The organism is Hydrogenovibrio halophilus DSM 15072, from assembly GCF_000384235.1.
GTDB classification, from domain to species: Bacteria; Pseudomonadota; Gammaproteobacteria; order Thiomicrospirales; family Thiomicrospiraceae; genus Hydrogenovibrio; species Hydrogenovibrio halophilus.
Map to the genome: position 1 here is coordinate 803,610 of NZ_KB913033.1, position 22,086 is coordinate 825,695.

19 protein-coding genes are annotated in these 22,086 nt (G+C 50.6%); 3 read left to right on the top strand and 16 right to left on the bottom strand.

What is annotated here, in order from left to right; translation table 11 throughout:
• The 14 genes from A377_RS0103890 to rpe all read right to left on the bottom strand — a co-directional run bounded on the left by A377_RS0103890 (position 1) and on the right by rpe (position 16,988).
• Positions 1–1,920 (bottom strand): HsdM family class I SAM-dependent methyltransferase, encoded by a 1,920-nt coding sequence (locus A377_RS0103890; RefSeq protein WP_019894842.1) that lies wholly within the window; start codon positions 1,918–1,920, stop codon positions 1–3.
• A 96-nt stretch (positions 1,921–2,016) separates the two neighbouring features.
• Entirely contained in the window at positions 2,017–3,885 is a 1,869-nt protein-coding gene (locus A377_RS0103895) for a site-specific integrase (RefSeq protein ID WP_019894844.1), read from the bottom strand.
• Complete coding sequence (locus A377_RS11810) at positions 3,882–5,477, bottom strand: hypothetical protein (RefSeq protein ID WP_033422830.1); 1,596 nt, start codon at positions 5,475–5,477, stop codon at positions 3,882–3,884. The genes A377_RS0103895 and A377_RS11810 overlap by 4 nt, the downstream gene beginning before the upstream one ends.
• A complete protein-coding gene (locus A377_RS0103905) occupies positions 5,474–6,640 on the bottom strand; it encodes a tyrosine-type recombinase/integrase (RefSeq protein WP_019894846.1) in 1,167 nt (388 codons plus the stop codon). The genes A377_RS11810 and A377_RS0103905 overlap by 4 nt, the downstream gene beginning before the upstream one ends.
• A gap of 132 nt (positions 6,641–6,772) precedes the next feature.
• Positions 6,773–7,414 carry an MAE_28990/MAE_18760 family HEPN-like nuclease gene (locus A377_RS0103910; protein WP_019894847.1) on the bottom strand — a complete coding sequence of 214 codons (642 nt, stop codon included), beginning with the start codon at positions 7,412–7,414 and terminating at the stop codon, positions 6,773–6,775.
• Positions 7,411–8,514 (bottom strand): DUF262 domain-containing protein, encoded by a 1,104-nt coding sequence (locus A377_RS0103915; protein ID WP_019894848.1) that lies wholly within the window; start codon positions 8,512–8,514, stop codon positions 7,411–7,413. The genes A377_RS0103910 and A377_RS0103915 overlap by 4 nt, the downstream gene beginning before the upstream one ends.
• 150 nt (positions 8,515–8,664) lie before the next feature.
• Positions 8,665–10,728 carry a hypothetical protein gene (locus A377_RS0103920; protein WP_019894849.1) on the bottom strand — a complete coding sequence of 688 codons (2,064 nt, stop codon included), beginning with the start codon at positions 10,726–10,728 and terminating at the stop codon, positions 8,665–8,667.
• Positions 10,725–11,354, bottom strand: coding sequence for a GNAT family N-acetyltransferase (locus tag A377_RS0103925; protein WP_019894850.1), 630 nt, complete (start codon positions 11,352–11,354; stop codon positions 10,725–10,727). Before A377_RS0103925 ends, A377_RS0103920 begins: the two co-directional genes overlap by 4 nt.
• A gap of 45 nt (positions 11,355–11,399) precedes the next feature.
• Positions 11,400–12,206: an indole-3-glycerol phosphate synthase TrpC gene (gene trpC, locus A377_RS0103930; protein ID WP_019894851.1), complete on the bottom strand. Its 807-nt coding sequence runs from the start codon at positions 12,204–12,206 to the stop codon at positions 11,400–11,402.
• Positions 12,207–12,257: 51 nt separating this feature from the next.
• Positions 12,258–13,280 carry an anthranilate phosphoribosyltransferase gene (gene trpD / locus A377_RS0103935; RefSeq protein ID WP_019894852.1) on the bottom strand — a complete coding sequence of 341 codons (1,023 nt, stop codon included), beginning with the start codon at positions 13,278–13,280 and terminating at the stop codon, positions 12,258–12,260.
• A 45-nt stretch (positions 13,281–13,325) separates the two neighbouring features.
• Entirely contained in the window at positions 13,326–13,913 is a 588-nt protein-coding gene (locus A377_RS0103940) for an anthranilate synthase component II (protein WP_019894853.1), read from the bottom strand.
• A gap of 9 nt (positions 13,914–13,922) precedes the next feature.
• Entirely contained in the window at positions 13,923–15,452 is a 1,530-nt protein-coding gene (gene trpE, locus A377_RS0103945) for an anthranilate synthase component I (protein ID WP_019894854.1), read from the bottom strand.
• Positions 15,453–15,495: 43 nt separating this feature from the next.
• Positions 15,496–16,182 carry a phosphoglycolate phosphatase gene (locus tag A377_RS0103950; RefSeq protein WP_019894855.1) on the bottom strand — a complete coding sequence of 229 codons (687 nt, stop codon included), beginning with the start codon at positions 16,180–16,182 and terminating at the stop codon, positions 15,496–15,498.
• Between the two features lie 101 nt (positions 16,183–16,283).
• The gene (gene rpe, locus A377_RS0103955) at positions 16,284–16,988 is read right to left on the bottom strand and encodes a ribulose-phosphate 3-epimerase (protein ID WP_028485249.1); all 705 of its coding nucleotides are present in this window, start codon (positions 16,986–16,988) and stop codon (positions 16,284–16,286) included.
• 218 nt (positions 16,989–17,206) lie between these two features.
• On the opposite strand from rpe, the gene A377_RS0103960 reads away from it, so the two are divergent.
• Genes A377_RS0103960 through bioD form a run of 3 tightly spaced genes read left to right on the top strand, consistent with a single transcriptional unit; the run spans position 17,207 to position 19,259 of the window.
• Complete coding sequence (locus A377_RS0103960) at positions 17,207–17,671, top strand: phosphate-starvation-inducible protein PsiE (RefSeq protein ID WP_019894857.1); 465 nt, start codon at positions 17,207–17,209, stop codon at positions 17,669–17,671.
• Between the two features lie 3 nt (positions 17,672–17,674).
• Positions 17,675–18,562 (top strand): phosphoribosylaminoimidazolesuccinocarboxamide synthase, encoded by an 888-nt coding sequence (locus A377_RS0103965; RefSeq protein WP_019894859.1) that lies wholly within the window; start codon positions 17,675–17,677, stop codon positions 18,560–18,562.
• Entirely contained in the window at positions 18,555–19,259 is a 705-nt protein-coding gene (gene bioD, locus A377_RS0103970) for a dethiobiotin synthase (RefSeq protein ID WP_019894860.1), read from the top strand. The genes A377_RS0103965 and bioD overlap by 8 nt, the downstream gene beginning before the upstream one ends.
• A gap of 71 nt (positions 19,260–19,330) precedes the next feature.
• Here bioD and fba read toward each other — a convergent pair whose 3' ends face one another.
• A complete protein-coding gene (gene fba, locus A377_RS0103975; protein ID WP_019894862.1) occupies positions 19,331–20,395 on the bottom strand; it encodes a class II fructose-bisphosphate aldolase in 1,065 nt (354 codons plus the stop codon).
• Positions 20,396–20,511: 116 nt separating this feature from the next.
• The gene (gene pyk / locus A377_RS0103980; protein WP_019894863.1) at positions 20,512–21,954 is read right to left on the bottom strand and encodes a pyruvate kinase; all 1,443 of its coding nucleotides are present in this window, start codon (positions 21,952–21,954) and stop codon (positions 20,512–20,514) included.
• Between the last annotated feature and the right edge of the window lie 132 nt (positions 21,955–22,086).

Genomic DNA, 22,086 nt, shown 5'->3' on the forward strand with positions numbered 1-22,086 from the left:
TCAGACCTCCCTAGAATAATCTGATTCAAAAAGATATTCACGATTCTGCATAATCATCGAAAATTCAAATGTCAGATAATCACCGATAGTTTTTTCAAAGTCAGCATCACTTGGTAGCTCATCATTGAAGTAATAGAAGCTATGAAGCCATTCATCATCTTCTTCAATTGTTGTTTTTACACAGAACTTACTTTCCGCTTCAATACGGTCAAACCAAACATCTAAAAGGTGCTGTTTTCTATCTTTAGCCTGTTCTGTTTCAATTAGTCCAACATGTGGACTGACTTTAAAGCCATCTTCTCTAAAATCAATGAACTTACATTCTTTGTACTCTGGATGAGGCTCTCCAGCCGTAAAGATTGCAATGCATGGGATGGTTCCTACGCCATAAAATGTGTCTTTATTGAGCGAAATAACCCCTTCTAAAGTATGTTTCTTTAGGATATTCGCTTTAATTGCTTTTTCTTCTCTGGATTTCCCTGTTAAAGAGGATTGCGGGATGATTACAATTGCACGACCACCTTCTACTAATGAATCTAGTAAATGCTCTGTAAAGGCTATTTCATATAAGTCTGGATTCTTCTTTGAGCCTTGCGAATACGGCGGGTTCATCATTCCAACCGTTGCGCCGTTAAGCTGGATCTTACCAGGGCTCTCTTTCAGGAAGTTGTGATTGACCAAGTTGGATTTGCCATCACCCCGCAAAATCATGTTCGTGGTAGCAATGGTGAACATGTAGGGTTGCAGCTCCAGCCCGTGAAGCTGCTTTTGACGAATGTCCTTTTTCTGCTCCTCGGTATCCGCCTTAGCAATCATGTGGTGCATAGCGGCGATGAGAAAGCCCGCTGTTCCCGCACAAGGATCAAAGACGATATCATCGGGCTGAATATCCAACAATTCACAGAACAGATCCGTTATGTGTTTCGGAGTCAGAACAATGCCGAGGGTTTGGCCATCCCCACCCGAGTAGGACATAAACTCGCCGTAGAACCGTCCCAGATAATCCTCGGAAGAGCTAGTGTAGCGAATACTCCTATATATCCGGTGGTTCAAAAATTCGGTGAAATGCTTCAGAGGGGTCTTGCCGAGCGTGGTATTAATTTCGTTCAGGATTTGAGTATCTTTGATAATCGCAAATTGGCTGAGGATTTTATCACGCTTAACATCAGGCCGAACGTTAGAGCGCTTGAGGTTCGATGCAATGGCTTTGAAGATTTTATCGCCATCGGTGCTAACGGTGTCCTCGCCAATCAGATCATCAGTGGAAAAGTTTTTATATTCTGACTCCCGAAGGGCTAGCAAAATACCTGATACGACAAGCGGTTTGTCTATATCTTTCAGGTTACCGTAGTTCCGCAAATCTTCGTGAAGCTCTGCGGCATCCTTCAGGATTTCATGAAGCTCTTTATCGTAATCAGTTTCTTCTTCCAGAATTTCTCTAGTGTAATATTCTTCGATATTCTCTTCATTGAATGAAATGAAAGATTCTACATCAGGCAATTCTCGGTAGTATTCAGTTTCATCAATGAAAATCGGACTAATATAATGCTGCTTTTGATCGCCAGATATACCAAAGGCAATGATCTTGTTATAACTCGTATTTTTGGCTAAATGTTTGCCATAAAATAAGGCTCCATTCACGGCGCAGTCTTTTACGTCCTTCACAGCCGTGCTGATCGTGTCTCCTTTGGTTCTTTTAACGTGTTTGGCAACGTCCGCTTTGTTTTCAATAATCAACAAGAAATCTTTAACCAGCCCGACGAATTCGGGGAAACCGACCTTGCCAGATCCAGCCTTTGACGCAGTTTTCAGAGCGTCATTGATTTCTTTGATAGAGCTTCCTTGTGGTTCAAGTTCAATGTCTGCTTCTGTGAGAAGCCCATAAACCCAGAAATCTGTTTTTGCTTCCTTTTTTGCCATTTTTTTCACTTCCTATTCGGACTTAATAGGTTTTGATAAAATATTTCTAAAAATATTAAGCAAAACCTAAATCTTTAAACTGCAACTCAACTGCCCTTAAGAAACAAAGTCTTTTACTTCATCCCACATACCAAGGTCTTTCAATACACGCTCACAGCGCTCAATATCACGCTCTACACGCTGTTTTCCCGCCTCACCAATATCATCTATCTGTCTTAGTTCTAATTGCTGTATATAGATGCCTTTGAAGTATTCACCGTGACGCTTCTTCTCGATAATCGATTCATCACAATCAACGCAAGCCGTTCCCTCAATCACAGAACGTCCACCACAGCCTGAATTATCAGAGGTACACCATGAATGCCCTGTTGAACGTAAATGAACCGTATCAGAGATGCGTTCAGCCATCGCCGCACGACTATCAAAGGTCTTAACCGGTTCGTTGTTTGAACGGTACGAGATTAACTTGTTGGCAAGACCGCCTGTAATAATCGTATCTTCATCTAAAAACTCTTCGACTCGTGCAACCTTGAAGCTTTTAATCTGTACCGCAATTTCATCGTAGAGTTCTTCGTCCTGCGATTTATTAGCAGCATATAGCAAGGTCATATCCATGCCCCAATGCTTAAAGTGCTGCTTGAGGTAGCGTAAATCTCCATAAGCCGATTGTGCGACATAGACAGCAAAAGTGCGTCTAAAACGGTGTGCAGTTAATCCCTTAACACCCAATGCATTTCCAAAATCTTTTAAACGCTCACTAAACGCAAAATGGCTCAAGGGATTAATCTGATTTCCTTGTTTCATTGAATTAGTTAAGAACAGATGATGTTTGAAGTTCTCTATTTTTAACCCTCTTGAGTCATGCGGGTCTTGAGCGAACCGTTCAGCTTGTTCTTGCCACAATCTTTGTTGAAAGGATTTTACATAATTTTTTTGCACTTCAATGGCTTGGACAACGATTTCGGGTACAAGCCATTCGGTGTAGCCCTCATAAGTCTTACTCGAATGGGATTTTAGCCAGTAATAGACTTCATCTTGATTATCTTCGACACGGTAGGCATCGATTTGAATCGCACTGAGTTCGTGGATACGAATACCACTGAAGGTTAGGATAATGATTGCCATGGCATCAGGGATGTCACTATACAAAGCACTAAATCCTTTCAGCCCAGAATAGCCTTTAGGCTTTAAAAATTGTTTGGTAATGGCGGTACCGATACCATTTTGAGAGTTAATCTTTTCAGCCAATTTCTCCCGCTCAAGTTCAATCTCTGCTTGAAGCTGTATAAGCTCATTGGCTTGCTCTAAAACCTTGTTGCAGTCATTGATTAATACCTTGAGTTCGTCATCAGGAATGACTTGGGTTTTGGCTGTTTTTTTACCTTGAGAATGAGCACCCGCCAAGTAACTTGCCGAACTCTCAACCCATGGGTGTTCAAACGCCCATTGAGTGCCTTTGAGGTTGTAATACAAGAACTCAATAGCTGAAAATCGATGTGTTAGGGAGATTTTAGATAACGTTTTTTTGGTTTGTTTCGATACTTCTTGTTTGCACTGGTGGACGTAATTCGCACAGTGCAAAGGGGTAATATTTGATGTGCTTTGCACATTGATATTGTCTAAAAAATTCAAAAAAGGTTTTAAATCGTTGAATTTTTTTAATATCGTACCACCCGATGGCGTGTGTTTGATGTCGTAGTGTTTTAAGGCAAACTTTACCGCCTCCACAAATTGATTTGGAATGGTCTTAAAACGGAGTTTCTTTTTATTATCTGGAGTGTTCGAGGGAAAGCGAGCGTCTTCTAGTCGCCATGTATCATCACCGTATTGGCTGATAGCATGATGGGTTCCATCCGTTAACTGATAAGACGACACAGGCAAGGTTTGAAGAACTGAATCTTCAAGTTCATGCAGTTTTTGAGGACGACAATAATCGATTGCGCTGATTAGCATTACTTGACTCATGCGACTTCTTCCAACTGATTACGATGCTTCCATGCAGGGTGCGGATTGGCTTGGGCTTCGGCTTTAATGTTGGCCACATAGTCGGCATCGAATTGCGGGGCGATGTCTTTATCAATGATACGAATAATATGAGCAAAGTATTTGCTCCAACGCTTTGCGCCAATCTGTCCACGCTCATAGACAATCAACCAGTAGAACGAGAAGAGGCGATAGAGGTCTTCTTTTGTGACTACCATGTTGCGACAACGCACACAGCTTAAAAAGTTGGTGCAGTAGATTTTATTGCCGCTCTTGTCAGTACGATTTGGAATATCTGAACACTTTGAAACAGGGGTGTTGTTTTCTATCACCTCTACATTGGAGAGTAGCTCTTTGGTTCGTACCTTTCCCATGTAATTAAAGTTCTTTTCGGCCTCTTTCGGCGCTTCAAGGTAGTGAGTTTGCGATACTTTTACCGAATGATTCGCTAAAGCAGCGGTTACAAAAGGGTCTCCACCAGAGAGTTCCCAAATACTGTTTTCAAAGGTTTTTCTGAAACGAGAGACATTGACTTGTAACGGTTCGCCATTGTCGTTTTTCAGGTCTTTTTCTTTCACCCATTTTTTTGTATTTGTTTTCAGTAAGCTATTTGTGATAGTAGTGATTCCACCATTATTTAAGACTCCGGTGGTTCGATAAGAAAGCACTAAATCGGTTCCGCTTTCAGCTCGTAAAGACTGGTTCATGTCGATGACGTGCTGAATCATTACAGTGACATCTGCCAGTACCGTTTGAACATTCTCAACATTGGTTGAGTGACGAAGATTTTGAATGTGGGTTGCATTGCCACGACGTTTATACAGCACCAATAGCTTGCGGTTTTCTTTTAATGGATGCTCTTGAATCGAGTCCGTAGTCATTTCCAAAAGTGGCGTGGTATTCATGCCTGAACGCAGTGCTATCGCCAATAAAAAGATAGTTAACTCATAACTATTTAATGGCTCGTTTTTTTCAAGAATCTTGTTTACATCGACTTTTAGGGCATGAGCTACACGCTTACGCTCAGCTTTTGAAAACGCAGTTTGACCTTTCACTTTCCGGTTGGAGTTTGGAAATGGATTCTTTGGGAAATCAAACCGCTCCAACCAGCCCATTCCTTGCATTTTGACCAGAATCGATTTGGTATTAGTGTATATTGTTTTGGCTGAAGCGCTATTTGGATAATTTGTTTTTAGATTCTGGATATAGTTTTCAATCAACTCAAAAGTAATATCCGATAACACCAATTCACGATTCATAGCTTTTGCATAAATTGCCAAATAATGAGCAAAATCTTTAAACCCAGAGTGGCAGTAATGAGAAATGGTTGAAGGCTCCACTAACGACTCAGAGAGCATGATTTCAATAGTTTGTTGAGCCGCACTGGTAATCGCATCAAAGCCCTGCCTATAATGTTTCTCGAAGTCGTAAGTCCGATAACTCGTAGGATTCACACCAAGCGAAACAAGTGTATTTTTAGGTATGCCTGTTTTTAAAACAGGTTGGGTGATAACTACCCCATTTCGGTCTGAAACAGATAAAGGGGCTTGATTAAAATCTTTACGTTTTTTCATGCCACTCCCTCGGACCCAAGGCAGATTTGGTCAATATCCTGGTCGTATTCGGTCATTAAATCGCCTTCCAAATCTTCGAGATAATGCAGATAAACTTGTGTTGTTAAGATGCTTGAATGACCTAAACGATCTTGGACGTACACCAATGGATCGCCTCGATAATTTGGGTTGTGTCGAAGTCCATAGAGCTTAAAAGTTGCGTAGGTGTGTCGAAGCTTATGCAGGCTTATTTCTTTTCGACCAACAATTTTTTTCAACTCTGTATTTAGTATCGTGCCTTTGATGGAATAAGGTTTTGCAAATCGGTTCAACAGCAGAGTTTTTTGCTCGCTGACTTCATTTTTCAACAGTAACTCATTTCGCTCATGCAGCTTGTATTGCCACAGTCGTTCATACAGTGATATGGGAATATGAATCGTGCGTTCCTTATTTCCTTTTGTGCCACCCTGACCACTTTTTACTTCCATATCTTTGGTACTCAGCACAACAGGCACAATCGCTTTACCCCGCTTCGTTCTTGGGTCTTGGATATAGCTTTCAGGAAAGGTTAGCAATTCCTCTTTGCGCATCCCTGTTTGTAGGGCTAGACGATAGATTAGATGTTGAGAGATAAAGCATGGATGTGCCATCAGGATTTTGACTTCTTGCTTGGTCAAAACCTGCAATGCCGCCACTTTTTCTTTCAGCATTACATTGACTGCATTTTTTTGATTACCCGACCTATCCGTATGAGCCAAGAAGCCCTTACCTTTATTGATAATCACAGTCTCAATGTCATAGGGTACGGATTCGATCCAATGCTTTCTTTGAGCGAACTCATAAAATTGGATAATGGTTCTTAAACGCCCATTGATCGTCTTTGAGGATAGACCCAAGCTGACTGACCAATCACGATAAGCAGCAATGACTGAATGTTGAGTGTCGGCCATCTTTGAACGCCAATCCAGTCCATTACCCTCCAAATAACCAAAGTAGTCATACAGGTCTTGCCCGTAACGCCACCATGTATTCTTACTCTCGACTCGTCCTCTAGTGATACAGAAGTAAATTAAGAATTGGTGGACTTCAGTCTCCAACTCCATTTCTGAATTAACGATTAACGGAAAGTCCTCATAGGAATGACCATGCAGTTTAAAGTCATTCGTTGCTCTTATTAATCTCATCAAGCCACTCCCGTTAAGGCAATGGTTTAACTATAAATTAACTGTAAGAGCATTACAACTGCATATCATATCGTTTCCTTCTTATTTGCGTCGCTGCAGCCGGACTCATGTAGTTAACGACTAACATTAAAACTAAACTCGATACTGTCCTAAAGAAGCAGCGTTCTCAATGTCGGTTTTGAACCAACGCAACATACTCAAAACTTCATCAGCCAAACCTCGAAACCCTTCCGCCTCCACATCTAGGAATTCACCATGAGCAATGTAATTTCGACGATTAAGCAAACTTTCATCAATGAGATTGAACCTAGCTTCATATTTTTCAGTGTCGATATTTATTGACTTCAATATATTTACAAAAACTTTCGAACTGAGGTTAAATTCAGTTCTTATAGCTGAATCCGCTTTCAACTTAGCAGTTTCACCAAGCTCATTTAACAAAAACTCGATGGTTTCAATTGATACTTTAGACTGTTTTGATTTCGAAAGATCATTTATCTTCTTCTTCAAACCAAAGACAATAAAACAGCTAACCAGCTCACGATATTTCAAAGATTGCCCATTAATAAACTCTACATAATGTGTGGCGGTATTTTTTATAAACCCCTCCCAATGACCATATAAAAGCGGGATGGCGGCTCTTACCGCAGTACTGCTCGTAATATTATCTGCTCTGCGAACTAATATTTTTAGGCTAGCAATCTCTTTAAAACGCCAAGAGAGCTCTTGATCTAGCGTGTTCTGGAGTTCATTTATCGTTCTTATTTTACTCATGGCCTAAAAAAACCTTGGGCCATTGGTAAAAGATTGGTTAGCCGTGACGTACCTCTAACCCCAGCCCCTGAATTCTTTTCGAATGTAGCGTCAGACCAGAGTTCTTTAGCCTTTCGAACCAACAAGTCTTTTTGCTCATCAGGAGGTAAACTTTCGTAATCATTAAGATTTTTAGACAAACCAAATGCTATTGTTTCGTACAGAGACATCAAAAATTTTCCGGAAAATGAAGCTCCATCCCATCTTTTGAAAGCATCACTACCCATCGCATGATTAAGAAGATCAAATGTTTTCTTGAAAACTCTCTTCTCTTCATCCCAGTCGATTTCATCACTTCTTGAAATCTCGATCAAAGCTTCGTCTAAGTATTCATGGACATCTAATCCTCTAGTGTATGTGTGATTTCGAAAAGCGAAAAAACGAAGAACAAGTTCCATCCCGACTTGTTTTTCTAATGCAGTACTTGTCTGGTTAGTGGTTGCTTCAAAGGCTTCGTAGTGCGAAAGATCTTTTAATAAATTATAGAATGTTGTATTTATCATGACCGCAACACAGTTTCTTACTTCCTGCTCAGATAACTGTGCCCCACCAGTATTGAGTCTTTGGAAAAGCTCATACTTAGCATTCTCATCACTCTCCTTCAACAAAATTTCGACACGCAACCTTGCACGTTTAACCTGTAACTGCATCGGTCTGTCGATAGCTTCTTGACCTTCTTCCGATACTTGCCAGCGCTTATCTGCCAAACTAGGGAGAAAATTCGTTCCTTCTAGAACACTTGGTTCAACTTGTCGACCCTCAGAATCTTTGAGAACACCAACAAATTCTAAAATAGTAGATAACCTCTGAAGGCCATCTATTAACTCCCATCCACCATCTTCATCTTGAAATACAAATATCGGAGGAATCGGAATACCTAATAGAATCGATTCAATAAACCGTGTTTTTCTCGTAATATCCCAACGAAAGAGCCTTTGAAATTCTGGATTAATTTTTAATTCATCATCCTTATATAGATTAATAACTTCACCGACAGACATATCATACCCATCAGAAACTATTTCTTTTCGAGCATTTTTAATTTCATCTTCTAATCCCATTTCAACTCCACACCATGATATTTTTACTTTTTAAGACGACAAAAAACCAGATTAACTTTACTAAACAAAAAACTTAATTTTTAGTTTTCATCACCTAAATCCAGATCATAAAATGGCAGCCAAAAAATGAAGATTCATATCGTTTCCTTCTTATTTGCGTCGCTGCAACAGGGTTTCCACCAGAAAATAGACAATGATCAGTGCCATCAGCCCCACGGTGATTTCGATTTCCAGAAACGGCGGCAGTGACACGCCCGAGCCTTTGAGCATGCCAAACAAATCGCTGAGGGCCGAGACCGACAGCAACACCCCCACCACGCCCATCACCAGATTCATCCGTTCGCTGGCCTGCTGCTGAATTTTGTCCACCGCCAGGTGAACCCGCTCCTGCAACCAGCCAATGGTTTCCCGCGATTCGGCCAGAATCGCCTGCAGCCGAGTTTGTTGTGCGTTCACGCCCACGGCCTGAAACAGGGTCTGAATAAACCGATTGTGATCGGGAAAGCGCATCAATCCCCCCGAATCCATGAGATGCACCAGCTTTTTCACCTCCTGATTGAGGTCGTGCAACTGGCGAATTTGCGCGCGATAGGCATCGGCCTGGGCGCGTAATTGACTGGGGCGGACATCACTCAATGACGAATCGTCAAACGGCCTGGCCTGATAGCGCTGCAACCGCTCAAACAACAGCTGATGCAATTGCTGAAAATAATAGCGGGCACTGGTGGCCACCTGCACATTCTCCAGCGCCTGATCGGTGACCCAGCTGGGCTGGTCGAGCATCACCAACAGCGCAAAATGGCCATCGGCCTGAACCCAGTTGTGCTGGTGATACAGGTCTGCCCCCAGGTTCCCCACCCCGGCATGGGGTTGCTGCAAGCGCCAGTTTTCAAAATGACTGCGTACTTCGCGTGGTGGCGTGGTCAGACCCTGCCAGTCGCCGTGCGCCTGAGCCTGGGCAAAACTCAAAGGCCGCTGGGACTGAGGCGTGCAGAATTGTTCGATCAGCACACTGGTGGCGACGTGTTCACTGGTATTGGCCTGCAATGCCTGCGCATGCCCCAACCAGTCTCTGATCGTCGCGAACACTTCGTCGGCGATCTCGCGCAAATAGGCATAGGCGTGATCGCGCCAATCCATCCGCTCGTCCACCGCGTTTTCCAGCGGCAGGTTGTTCAGATGCCGCAACGCATTGACGTCCATGCCGTCCAGATCGGTCTGCAACAGACACTGCACACTGCCCAGATTGTTCAAGCGCACCGACAGCGCCAGCGTCAAGGCCTCGCCTCTGAAATCGGAAACGCGGACCGAAGGCAGGTCAAACTGCCACAGACGAAACGGGTCGGACAGAGACAGGTCCGACAACACATCGGCCGGTTCCGGTTGGTAAAACGCTTCCGCCCCCAGTGCCTGCTCCAGCAAAAGGCGTTTGGGCGCGTCCTGCAAAAAACCCGACAGACAATCCACCGACAAGGCATTCAGGGTGGCATAAAAAGCCGTGCTCCATTGCCCCGAATGAATCACCAGTTTGTCGGTGGAGGGCTGACGCAAGATGGCCACGCTGGCCCAGTGCGCCCTGAGCATGGAGGCAAACACGCGTTGCGACCGGTTTTTTAACCAGGCCTGGTACAAATCGGATTCGACCTGATCCCAATCGGCTTCCGACACCCCCTGGCCCTGATCGCGTCGCTGCAGGGTTTCACTGAGCACGAGCATGGCCTGCAGGTAAGCCTGCCAGGCACTCAGTTGCGATTGGCAGGCCGCCGTTTCGGCCAACCAGCTCAGTTGCTCACGGCAGGCGTCGGCGCACTGGGCAAAGGCATTGTTGTGCATGCCGCGATCCACATCCACCGAGGCCACAGCCAGCTGATGATGCAGACACACACAGTCCTGTGGCCGCAAAGCCGCATCCCACACCTGTGCCAGACACTGTTCGCCCCAAGCAAACAGGGCTTTGGCGTCAATAAAATCATAACTTTGTTCAATCTTCAGGCGCGCGCCGAAATAAGCCAGCCAGTAGGCGGCGACCAGCGCTTCGTCCGAGCCGGACAGGTTGGCCATTTGCTCGACCTGCGGCCGCTGATGCGCCGAGTCCACAGAACAGCCCAACGCCTGCAGACGCGCCTGCATCTGCTCGCGCCCGACTTCAAACGCTTCGTCCTGATCCAGACGCTGGCCCAGTTCGTTGACGTTCCCCCGTTCATGAACGCTCATAAGGAAAACACGCTATGTGGGCAGCGCGCAAGCGCCTGCATCTGCCAGACAAACCGCGGGTCTGCCTCCTTAAGGCCATAACTGCTCAGAAACAGTTCGCGCACAAACGCCGTCACCGCCGCTTTATCAATCTGTTCCACGCCGGCATGAGGATGAATCAACAGGCCCATTCTTTCGGAACCGCTGGCATGGAATTCGGGAATCCGAAAATCGAAATCCAGCACCCGGAAGCCCAGATGCCGATAAAACGGCCACAATTTGGGAGCGGCCTCGAGCCAGAAATAAGGATGACGGCGACTCAAATAGGTCGCCAGTTGCGCGCGCACCAGTTCGCCTGCCAGGCCTTTCCCCTCATAGGGTTTGGCCGTCGCCAGATACGAGAGCAAGGTGCCCTGTTGCAGATATTCGACCATGGAAAACGCTGCCCAGTCGCTGTCGGGCGTCATCAAACCCAATATCACGGCCTGATGGTCGCGTAAGGATTGTTCGATCCCGCTCAAAGGGGCCAGTTCCTGATAGGGAAAACGCCGATGGTACAAGGCCGCCCAGCGACGAAACCGCATGCTGTCGGGATGGCTCAGCAACACGGGGGTCAGCCCGTCGGCCCGCTCAAACAATCGCTCCATTGTCTCCCCCTTTGTTGTTTTCGCCCGATCGCCAGACGGCCGCCCTTACTGAAAAATGGCCTGCAGAGCCGCGCCCGGATCCTCCGCGCGCATAAAGGCTTCGCCGACCAGAAAGCTGTTGACCTTGTGCGCACGCATCCGCGCCACATCGTCCGGCCCCAGAATCCCGCTTTCGGTGATCACAATCCGGTCTTGCGGAATCCGGTCCAACAGCCCCAAGGTCGTGTCCAAAGACACCTCGAAACTGTGCAGATCGCGGTTATTGATGCCGATCATGGGCAGCGGCAAACGCAAGGCGCGTTCCAGTTCTTCTTCATTGTGGACCTCGATCAACACGTCCAGACCCAGTTGCATCGCGGTTTCGGTCAGCTCATACATCTGCGCATCGCCAATGGCGGCCGCAATCAGCAAAATGCAATCGGCCCCGATCAATCGGGCCTCGTACACCTGATAATCGTCGACAATGAAGTCCTTGCGGATGATCGGCAAATCCACCGCGGCATGCACCTGTGTCAGATATTCATTAGAGCCTTGAAAAAAGTCGCGGTCGGTCAGCACCGACAGACAGGCCGCGCCATGTCGGGCGTAGCTTTGCGCAATCGCCACCGGATCAAACGGATCACGCAGCACCCCTTTGCTGGGCGAGGCTTTTTTGATCTCGGCGATCACCGCCGATTCGCCCGCATCCAGTTTGGCTTGCATGGCATCGGCGAACCCGCGCGTGGGCGAGGTGGTCATCATCAACGCCTTTTGCTTGATCTCGCGCAGCGGCAGTTTCTCGCAGGCCGCCTGAATCTCGTCGAGCTTGCGAAAAATGATTTTTTTCAGAATATCGGGGGTTTGTGTTGGCATAAGGATTCCGTGAACTGAATGCGATCCGAAAACCACCAGGCCTGGTGGTTTTCAGGAAAAGGACTGGGTCAGAGTGATAAAGTCTTCAAAGCGCTGGCGTACCTGGCCGCCGGCCAGAAGTTCGCGGGCTTTTTCCACACCTTCGGCATAGGAGTCGGCCAGCCCGGCCACATAAATCGAGGCTCCGGCGTTGAGACAGACAATGTCGGCGGCGGCCGAATGGTCATTGTTAAACACCGCTTTGATGATGTTGAGGCTGTCCTGGGAGGAGTCAATGCTCAAATCCGACAGATCGGGATGATCCATGTCGTAATCGGACGGATCGATCTGCCAGCGTTTGATCCGCCCGCCCTTGAGTTCGGCCACTTCGGTCACGCTGGAAATACTGATTTCATCCAGCCCATCCTGAGCGTGTACCACCATCACATGCTCGGAGCCAAGCGAACGCAGGACTTCTGCAAACGGGTCCAGCAGGCTCTCGTCAAACACGCCCAGCACCTGCGCCGGGGCATTGGCCGGATTGGCCAGCGGTCCGAGAATATTGAAAATGGTGCGCACACCCAGGGTCTTGCGCACGCCCATCACGTGCTTCATCGCCGAATGATGCGCCGGCGCGTACATAAAGCCCACGCCCAATTGTTCGATGCATTGGGCCACGGCTTCCGGGGTCAGATCCAGATTGACCCCGGCTTTTTCCAGCACATCGGCGCTGCCGGACGAACTCGACACCGAGCGCGCACCGTGCTTGGCCACTTTGGCCCCGGCCGCGGCCGCCACAAACGCACTGGCCGTGGAAATATTAAAGGTGTTGGCCCCATCGCCGCCGGTACCACAGGTATCGATCAAATGGGTCTTGTCATGAATCGGCACATGCGTGGCCAGCATGCGCATCACCGAAGCGGCGGCGGCAATTTCCTCGGTGGTTTCGCCCTTGGTGCGCAAAGCGACCAGAATGCCGGCCACCTGAATCGGCTCGGCCTCGCCCGACATCAGCGTGTGCATCACCCACTCCATCTGCTCGGCGGTCAGGTTCTTGCGCTGGATCAGTTGATTGAGTGCGTCTTTGAGTTGCATGCTTCGCTCCTTTTCGCCGCAGGCGGCGGCTACTGACTGAACCTTTCAGCCAGCGTGTTGTGTCAGAAAATTGGACAGCATTCGATGCCCCTGATCGGTCAGAATCGATTCGGGATGAAACTGCACCCCTTCGACCGGCAGAGTCTTGTGGCGCACGCCCATGATTTCGTCCAGCGCACCCGCCTCATTCTGAGTCCAGGCCGTCACCTCCAGAGAGTCGGGCAAAGCGTCCTGTGCCAGCACCAGCGAATGGTAACGCGTGGTCTCGACCGGATTGGGCAATCCCTGAAAAACGCCCAGATCGTGATGATAGACCGGCGAGGTTTTGCCGTGCATCACCTGTTTGGCGCGCACCACTTCGGCCCCGAACGCCTGACCGATGGCCTGATGGCCCAGACAGACGCCCAGAATCGGCACTTTCCCGGCAAAATGTTCAATCGCCGCCACCGAAATCCCGGCCTCGGTCGGCGAGCAGGGACCGGGCGAAATCACCAGATAGGTCGGTGCCAGCCGCTCGATCTCTTCGATCGTAATCTGGTCATTGCGATGCACCGCCACCTCCTGGCCCAGTTCACCGAAATACTGCACCAGGTTGTAGGTAAACGAATCGTAGTTGTCGATCATTAACAGCATGTCGAATCCTCAGCTCGGGCGCGATGACGCATCATGGGGATGCGATGTCTGCAGCCCGCGGTTCACAAACGCGGCCGCCTTGAAAATGGCGCGGCCTTTGTTCAGGGTTTCGTCCCATTCGGACTGGGGATCGGAATCGGCCACCACCCCGGCACCGGCCTGCACAAACAGACGACCGTCCTTGATCACGGCGGTGCGAATCGCAATGGCCGTGTCCATGTTGCCATGCCAGCCCAGATAACCGACCGCTCCGGCATAGACCCCGCGTTTGACCGGCTCCAGCTCATTGATGATTTCCATCGCCCGGATTTTGGGCGCCCCCGAGACGGTCCCGGCCGGGAAGGTCGCCCGTAGCACGTCCATGGCCGATAAGCCGTCTTTGACCCGTCCATCGACATTGGACACAATGTGCATCACGTGTGAATAGCGTTCCACCAGCATTTTTTCGGTCAGTTCGACACTGCCGGTCTGGGCGATGCGCCCCACGTCGTTGCGCCCCAGATCGATCAGCATCAAGTGCTCGGCCAGTTCCTTGGGATCGGCCAACAGGTCTTTTTCCATGGCCAGATCCTGTTCCGGCGTCTGGCCACGGCGACGGGTCCCGGCGATTGGGCGAACGGTCACCTTGCCCGCTTCCAAACGCACCAGAATCTCGGGCGAAGAGCCCACCACCTGAAAATCGCCCAGGTCCAGAAAAAACATGTAGGGCGAAGGGTTCAGGTAACGCAAGGCCCGGTACAGCGCCAGAGGCGAGTGCGCGAAAGGGGCCGACATCTGCTGGGAAATCACCACCTGCATCGCGTCACCGGCCAGAATGTATTCCTTGATCTGGGCGACCGCCTGCTTGAAAGCGCTCTCACCAAAACTGGACACAAAATCCGATTCCTGCAGCTCCTGTGACTGCGCCGGTGGCTGGGCCTGAGACAAGGGCGCATGAATCCGGTCGGCAATCGCATCCAGACGCTGTTGTGCTTTTGACCAGGCCTGGTCATTTTCCAGGTCGGCGTGCACAATCACGTGTACCTGGCCGCTGAGATTGTCGAATACCACCAGTTCGGTGGACACCATCAACACAATGTCCGGCGCGCCGATGTCGTCCCGCTCGGGCGTGGTGTCGCGCAGGCGCGGTTCCACGTATTCGATGCTGTCGTAACCGAAATACCCGACCAGTCCGCCGGTAAACACCGGCAGCCCAGTTTTTTTCGGCACCTTGAAGCGCGCTTGAAAGGCTTCCAGCCAGGCCAAAGGGTCCCGGGTCGATTGCTGTTCTGTCAGCGTTTCCTCGCCACTGGCGTTCAGATCGTACACTGACACCACCGACCCCGACACGGTTACCCGCTGCTGACACGGCAAACCGATGATGGAGTAACGCCCCCACTGGTCGCCGCCCTGCACCGATTCCAGCAGATAGGAATAGGGGGCATTGGCCACCTTGTGATACACGCTCAGCGGTGTATCGTAGTCCGAGAGAATGGTGCGCATCACCGCGACCTTGTCATAGCCTTGCTCGGCCAGCCGTTCAAATTGGGTCTGATCCATATCCGTTTCCAGCTTCAGCTTGCGGTCTCCAAAAGAATGGGTATTACGACGCCGCTTCGATCCAGTTTGACAGTTCGGCAAACGAATCCATCACCGCATCCGGTTCGTAATCACGAATGTCTTCCCCATGATTATAGCCGTAAGTCATGCAGTAAATGTAAAACCCGGCCGCTCTGGCGGCTTTGACGTCGGAACGGGAATCGCCGATCATCAGCGCGTTTTCGGGCGACACACCCAACTGTTCCGCCGCATAAAGCAACGGCATTGGGTGCGGCTTTTTCTCGGCGCAGGTGTCACCGCTGACGACCACTTCAAAATAGTCAAACAGACCCTTGTCCTTGAGCAACGGCAGGGTAAAGTCCGCGGCCTTGTTGGTCACGCAGGCCAGACGGTAGCCCTGTTGCTTCAGCCAGTCCAGCCCCTCAATCACCCCGTCGTACACACAGCTGCGTTTCGAGGTGTTTTGCTTGTAAAGCTCGATGAAAATCGGATAGGCCTTTTGCATCAGGTCGGTCTCGGGCATGCCTTCCAGATCGTTGGTCAGGGCCCTTTCCACCAGACGCTGTACGCCATTGCCGACCCAGTTGCGCACCGCGGCTTCGCCTCGGGCAGGCATGCCCAGTTGTTTCATCATTTCATCGGTACAAAACGCCAGGTCGGGCACACTGTCAATCAGCGTGCCGTCCAGATCAATCAGAATAAAGCCGGGAGCAATTTTGGTTGTTAACATTCGGTTCTTCCTGGGCGCATCGCCCGCTATTACAAACACAAAGCGCCAGCAACAGCCGGCGCTTCCAAATTTAGCCAGAAACGGTCTGGGCGTTAGACTTGTTACGCTTTGGCCAGCTCGTCTCGCATCTGCTGAATCACCGTGTCATAGCGGTTGGCGTCGCTTTGCTGCGCCTTGCCGAAAATGCCCGAGCCGGAAACAAACGTATCGCAACCAGCCGCGGCCACTTCCGCAATGTTATCCACTTTCACGCCGCCATCGATTTCCAGACGGATATCACGCCCGGAGGCGTCGATCATCTGACGCGCCGCTTTCAGCTTATCCAGCGCCTGCGGGATGAAGGACTGGCCGCCGAAACCGGGGTTGACCGACATGATCAGAATCATGTCGATGCGGTCCAGCACATGATCCAGGTAGCTCAAAGGGGTGGCCGGGTTGAAGACCAGACCGGCTTTGCAGCCTTCGTTCTTGACCAACTGCAGGGAACGGTCGATGTGCTCGGAGGCTTCCGGGTGGAAGGTGATGTAATCGGCCCCGGCGCTGGCAAAATCGCCGATGATGCGGTCCACCGGCTTGACCATCAGGTGCACATCCATCGGTGCCTTGACGCCTTCACGGTCCATGAAATTCTTCAGGGATTCCGCCACCAGTGGCCCAATGGTCAGGTTCGGCACGTAATGATTGTCCATGACATCAAAATGCACCACGTCCGCACCAGCCGCGATCACATCTTTCACGTCCTTGCCCAGCTGCGCAAAATCCGCTGACAGAATCGACGGTGCAATCCAGTTTTCTTGTTTTGCCATGTCTGGCTCCTTATTTTTGACTGTAAATTCCGCACATTTTAGCAGATAGCGCATGATTTTGAACAAGACTTTCATAGGCAGGCCGTCCTTTCGATGCCTTTTTGACCAGGCCTGGTAAAAATCGGAATGAACGGTTTTCAAACCCGCCCAATTCCGCTAATATCCAAGCAATAGAGCGAATCTGCCTTTCTTTCACGACAACCACTAAGGGATTCCCCATGCACGAAGACCATTTTCCCGGGCTTTACTCCGTCAAACGCGGCATCCGCATTGTCGAAGTCATCGGCCTGATCGTCATCGCCATTGCCACTGTGATCGCGTCACTCAAGGAAATCTGGAGCATGGTCGAAGCCATGGACGTCACCCTGGGCGACCTGCTGCTGATGTTTCTGTATCTGGAGGTGCTGGCCATGGTGGCCATCTATCTGGATTCGGGCAAGCTGCCGATCCGCTTTCCGATGTACATCGCCATCATCGCCCTGGCGCGTTACCTGATACTGGAAATGAAAAACCTGTCGGAATGGGAAATGATTGTGGTGGCCCTGACCATGTTGACCGTCGCGGCCGCCGTGATTGTCTTGCGCTACGGCCACTTGAAACTGCCCTATGACGACCGAAAAAGACTGGAAGAAAATCTGCGCAAGCTGCCGGAAAAGAACCCCGTCAACCCCAAATCGGAGTAAGCCATGCACGCCCTCTATGAATCCAAATTGACCAGCCTGCCCTTGCTCAACCAGGGCAAGGTGCGCGACCTTTACGATCTGGACGACCACCACATGCTGATCGTCACCACAGACCGGATTTCGGCGTTTGACGTGGTCTTGCCCACCCCGATTCCGGGCAAAGGCAAACTGTTGACCGAAATGGCCCGTTTCTGGATGCACCAGACCGAGTCCATTCTACCCAACCAGCTGGCCGACGACTTGGTGCTGGCCGACTATTTGACCCACGACGAACTGGCGCAGCTGGATGGTCGTGCCATGGTGGCACGAAAGCTCAAACCGCTGCCGGTGGAAGCCATAGTGCGCGGTTATCTGGTCGGCTCCGGCTGGCAGGAATACCAGAAAACGGGTCAGGTTTGCGGCCACACACTGGACAAAGGACTGCAACTGGCGCAAAAACTGCCCGAACCTTTGTTTACGCCTTCGACCAAGGCCGAAGTGGGCGATCACGATGAAAACATTGATTTCGACGCAGTGGTCAGGCTGCTCGGACAAGAAAAAGCCGAGGCGGTGCGCGACTTGAGCCTGCAACTTTACCGCTATGCCGCCGACTATGCGCAGGAACGCGGCATCATCATTGCCGACACCAAATTCGAATTCGGCGAAGACGCGGACGGTCGCATCCATTTGATCGACGAAGCCCTGACGCCGGACAGCTCACGCTTCTGGCCAGCCGCGACCTATCAGGTCGGCAGCAACCCGCCCAGCTTTGACAAACAATACATCCGCGATTACCTTTTGAGCCTCGACTGGGACAAGACGGCCCCCGGCCCGGAATTGCCGCCCAAAGTGGTAGAAAAGACCCTGGAAAAATACCAGGAAGCCGAGGCCAGACTGATGGACAATGCCTGACCTGCCTCCTTCCCTCCGTGACTGGCTGGACAGCCTGCAACAAAGTCAGGCGCACGGGGTCTTTGTCACCGGCACCGACACCGATGTTGGCAAAACCTACGTATCCGCCCGTCTGCTGTCCTACCTCAGCCAATCAAAGCGACCACTGGCACCTCGCAAGCCCGTCGCATCGGGCTGTGAGCGAGGCCCGGATGGGCAGCTTATTTCCGAAGACGTACGCCAACTCTATCTGGCGTGCCGCAAACGGGTCGCCATGCGCACCATCGGCCCCCATCTGTACCAACCCGCCATTTCTCCGGCCCGGGCGATTGCACAGGCAGGCGACGACCTGAATCTGACCGATTTGCTGCGTGCCTGTGAGGTCGATGCGGCAGCCTCTGCAAAGCCATTGCTCTGGGTCGAAGGGGCAGGCGGCTTTTATTCCCCCCTGACCGCCGACACCCTCAACGCCGACCTGGCCAAGGCACTGGGCTTACCCGTCCTGCTGGTCGTCGGCAATCGTCTGGGTTGCCTGAATCATGCCCGTCTGACCCTAGAGGCCATTGCCCGCCACCGACTGCCTTTGGCAGGCGTCGTGCTCAATGACACCCATCCAGACGCCGACCCGGAAAACGAGATGGATCTGATCGACATCCTGCCAGACGAGGTGCCTTTCGCTCACTTGCCTTATTCACCGGAACCCGTTTTTCAGACATAAAAAAACCGGGCAGAGCCCGGCTTCTTCATCGGCTGGCCGCCGAAGCGACCATGCATTTCGTCCGCTTGGACTTATTTCACGCGCTGATCCAGATCGCCCGCCGCATAACGACGCTGCATTTCTTCCAGACCCAGAGATTTGATCTTGGAAGCATGCCCGGCACAGCCAAACGCTTCAAAACGATGCTTACAGATGTCAGACATCGCTTCTTGAGCGGATTTCAGGAACTTGCGTGGGTCAAAGTTGGATGGGTTTTCCGCCAGGTGCTTACGCACCGCACCGGTAGACGCCATACGCAGGTCGGTATCGATGTTGACCTTACGCACACCATGCTTGATGCCTTCAACGATCGCATCCACAGGCACACCAAAGGTCTGACCCATGTCACCACCGTAGTTGTTGATGATTTCCAGCCACTCTTCCGGAACAGAAGAAGAGCCATGCATCACGATGTGGGTGTCAGGAATGCGCTCGTGGATTTCCTTGATGCGGTCGATACGCAACACGTCGTCAGACGGCTTGGAGGTAAACTTGTAGGCACCGTGAGAGGTCCCAACCGCAACCGCCAGAGCGTCCAGATTGGTTTTCTTGACGAAATCCGCCGCTTCTTCCGGATCGGTCAGAAGTGCGTCCATGTCCATTTTCTCATCGGAACCGTGGCCGTCTTCTTCGCCCATCATGCCGGTTTCCAGAGAGCCCAGACAACCCAGTTCGCCTTCCACGGAAACACCGGCAGAGTGCGCGATGTCAACCACGGTACGGGTGACGTCAACATTGTATTCGTAGCTGGCGGGGGTTTTCATGTCCGCTTCCAGAGAACCGTCCATCATCACCGAAGTGAAGCCGGACTGGATCGCACGGGTACAAACGCCTGGATCGGAACCGTGGTCCTGGTGCATGACCACCGGAATTTCCGGGTACATTTCGGTGGCCGCTTCGATCAGGTGACGCAGGAAAGGTTCGCCCGCATATTTGCGCGCACCGGCAGACCCTTGCAGAATGACCGGTGAATCAACCGCTTTGGCCGCATCCATGATCGCGCGGACCTGCTCCATGTTGTTCACGTTGAATGCGGGCATGCCGAAACCATGTTCCGCCGCATAATCCATCAGTTCACGTAGTGTAATCATCGCCATATGCGAGACTCCTCTATTAGTTTAAAAAAATATTCCAGCCATTCTAGCAATGTCCAGTGGCTTTACAACCCTGAACAATGCTGAAATTCTGTGCGTCTCATTCTTTAAAATCCCGCTTATGGGACTTTGACAATCTCCATCTGGTTAGTGCCACCCATTTTGCCTCGGGCCTGACCGCGCGTCACCAATACCTGGTCGCCCGTTGACACCACGCCTTTTGATTTAAGCTCATTCAGAATACCCGCCTGCACTTCGTCATCCGACAAACCACTGTAATCCACACTGGTCGGGTAGACCCCACGATATAGGGTCACTTTGCGGCGGGTGTCGATGTGCGGTGTCAGCGCAATGATCGGAATGCCCGAGCTGATACGTGACATCAACAATGGGGTGTTGCCGGATTCGGTCAGGGCCGCGATGCACTTCACATCAAAATGGTTGGCCGCGTACATCGCTGACATGGCGATGGTTTCATCAATGGCGGTAAACGACTCATCAATACGGTGCGTGGATTCACGCGTGCTACGGGTCTGTTCCGCTTCGTGAGCAATGCCAGACATGGTCTCAATCACCAGACTCGGCGAATGACCGGTGGCGGTTTCACCAGATAGCATCACCGCATCCGAACCATCCATAACCGCATTGGCGACGTCAAACACTTCCGCCCGGGTCGGGATCGCATTCTCAATCATGGTTTCCATCATCTGAGTCGCAGTGATGGTGATCCGATTCAACTGTCGCGCACGCTTGATCATTTTTTTCTGCAGGGCGGGTAGCTGGGCGTCGCCCACTTCCACACCCAGGTCGCCACGGGCAATCATGATCACATCCGAGGCCAGAATGATGCTGTCCAGGGTAAAGTCATCATTGACCGCTTCGGCGCGTTCAATCTTGGACACAATGCTGCAAACCAGACCGGCCTCTTCGGCCAGAGAGCGGCATTCTTCCACGTCCTCGGCACTGCGCGGGAAAGACAACGCCAGATAATCGCACTGAATTTCCGCCGCGGTCAGAATGTCCTGCTTGTCTTTTTCGGTCAGCGCCGCCGCCGACAGTCCGCCGCCCATCAAGTTGATGCCTTTGTTGTTGGACAGATCGCCTCCAACCACAACGGTGCAGTTGACGCGTTCGCCTTCGACATTGTCGACATCCAATACCACTCGGCCGTCGTCCAGCAACAGACGATCACCGGGCTTGACGTCGTGGGGCAGACTCGGATATGTCAGCCCGACTTCGTTCTGATTGCCTTCGTTGGGATCCACATTGTTGTCCAGAGCAAATTTGTCGCCTTTTTCCAGAAACACCTTGCCTTCGGAAAAGCGGGCAATGCGAATCTTCGGCCCCTGCAAATCGACCAGTATCCCGACTTCACGGTCCAGTCGCGCAGACAGTTCGCGCGCCTGACGGGCACGCTCAAGATGGTCTTCGGCATTGCCGTGGGACATATTGATCCGCACCACGTCCACGCCGGACTTGATCATTCGGGCCAGTTCGCCTTCCCGATCCGTGGCCGGACCCAGTGTGGCAACAATTTTTGTTCTTCTTAAACCTGAGGGCATAGTTGTGTGGTTCCTTTTCCTGTTTCTTCTGTCTGAATGGTTTGGGGAAGAAAGCAAGATGTCTCGCAAAATAAACTTCGTCATCCGGGCATCGCCTGCAGTTTATTTACCGAGCCATCCTCATGTTTTCTT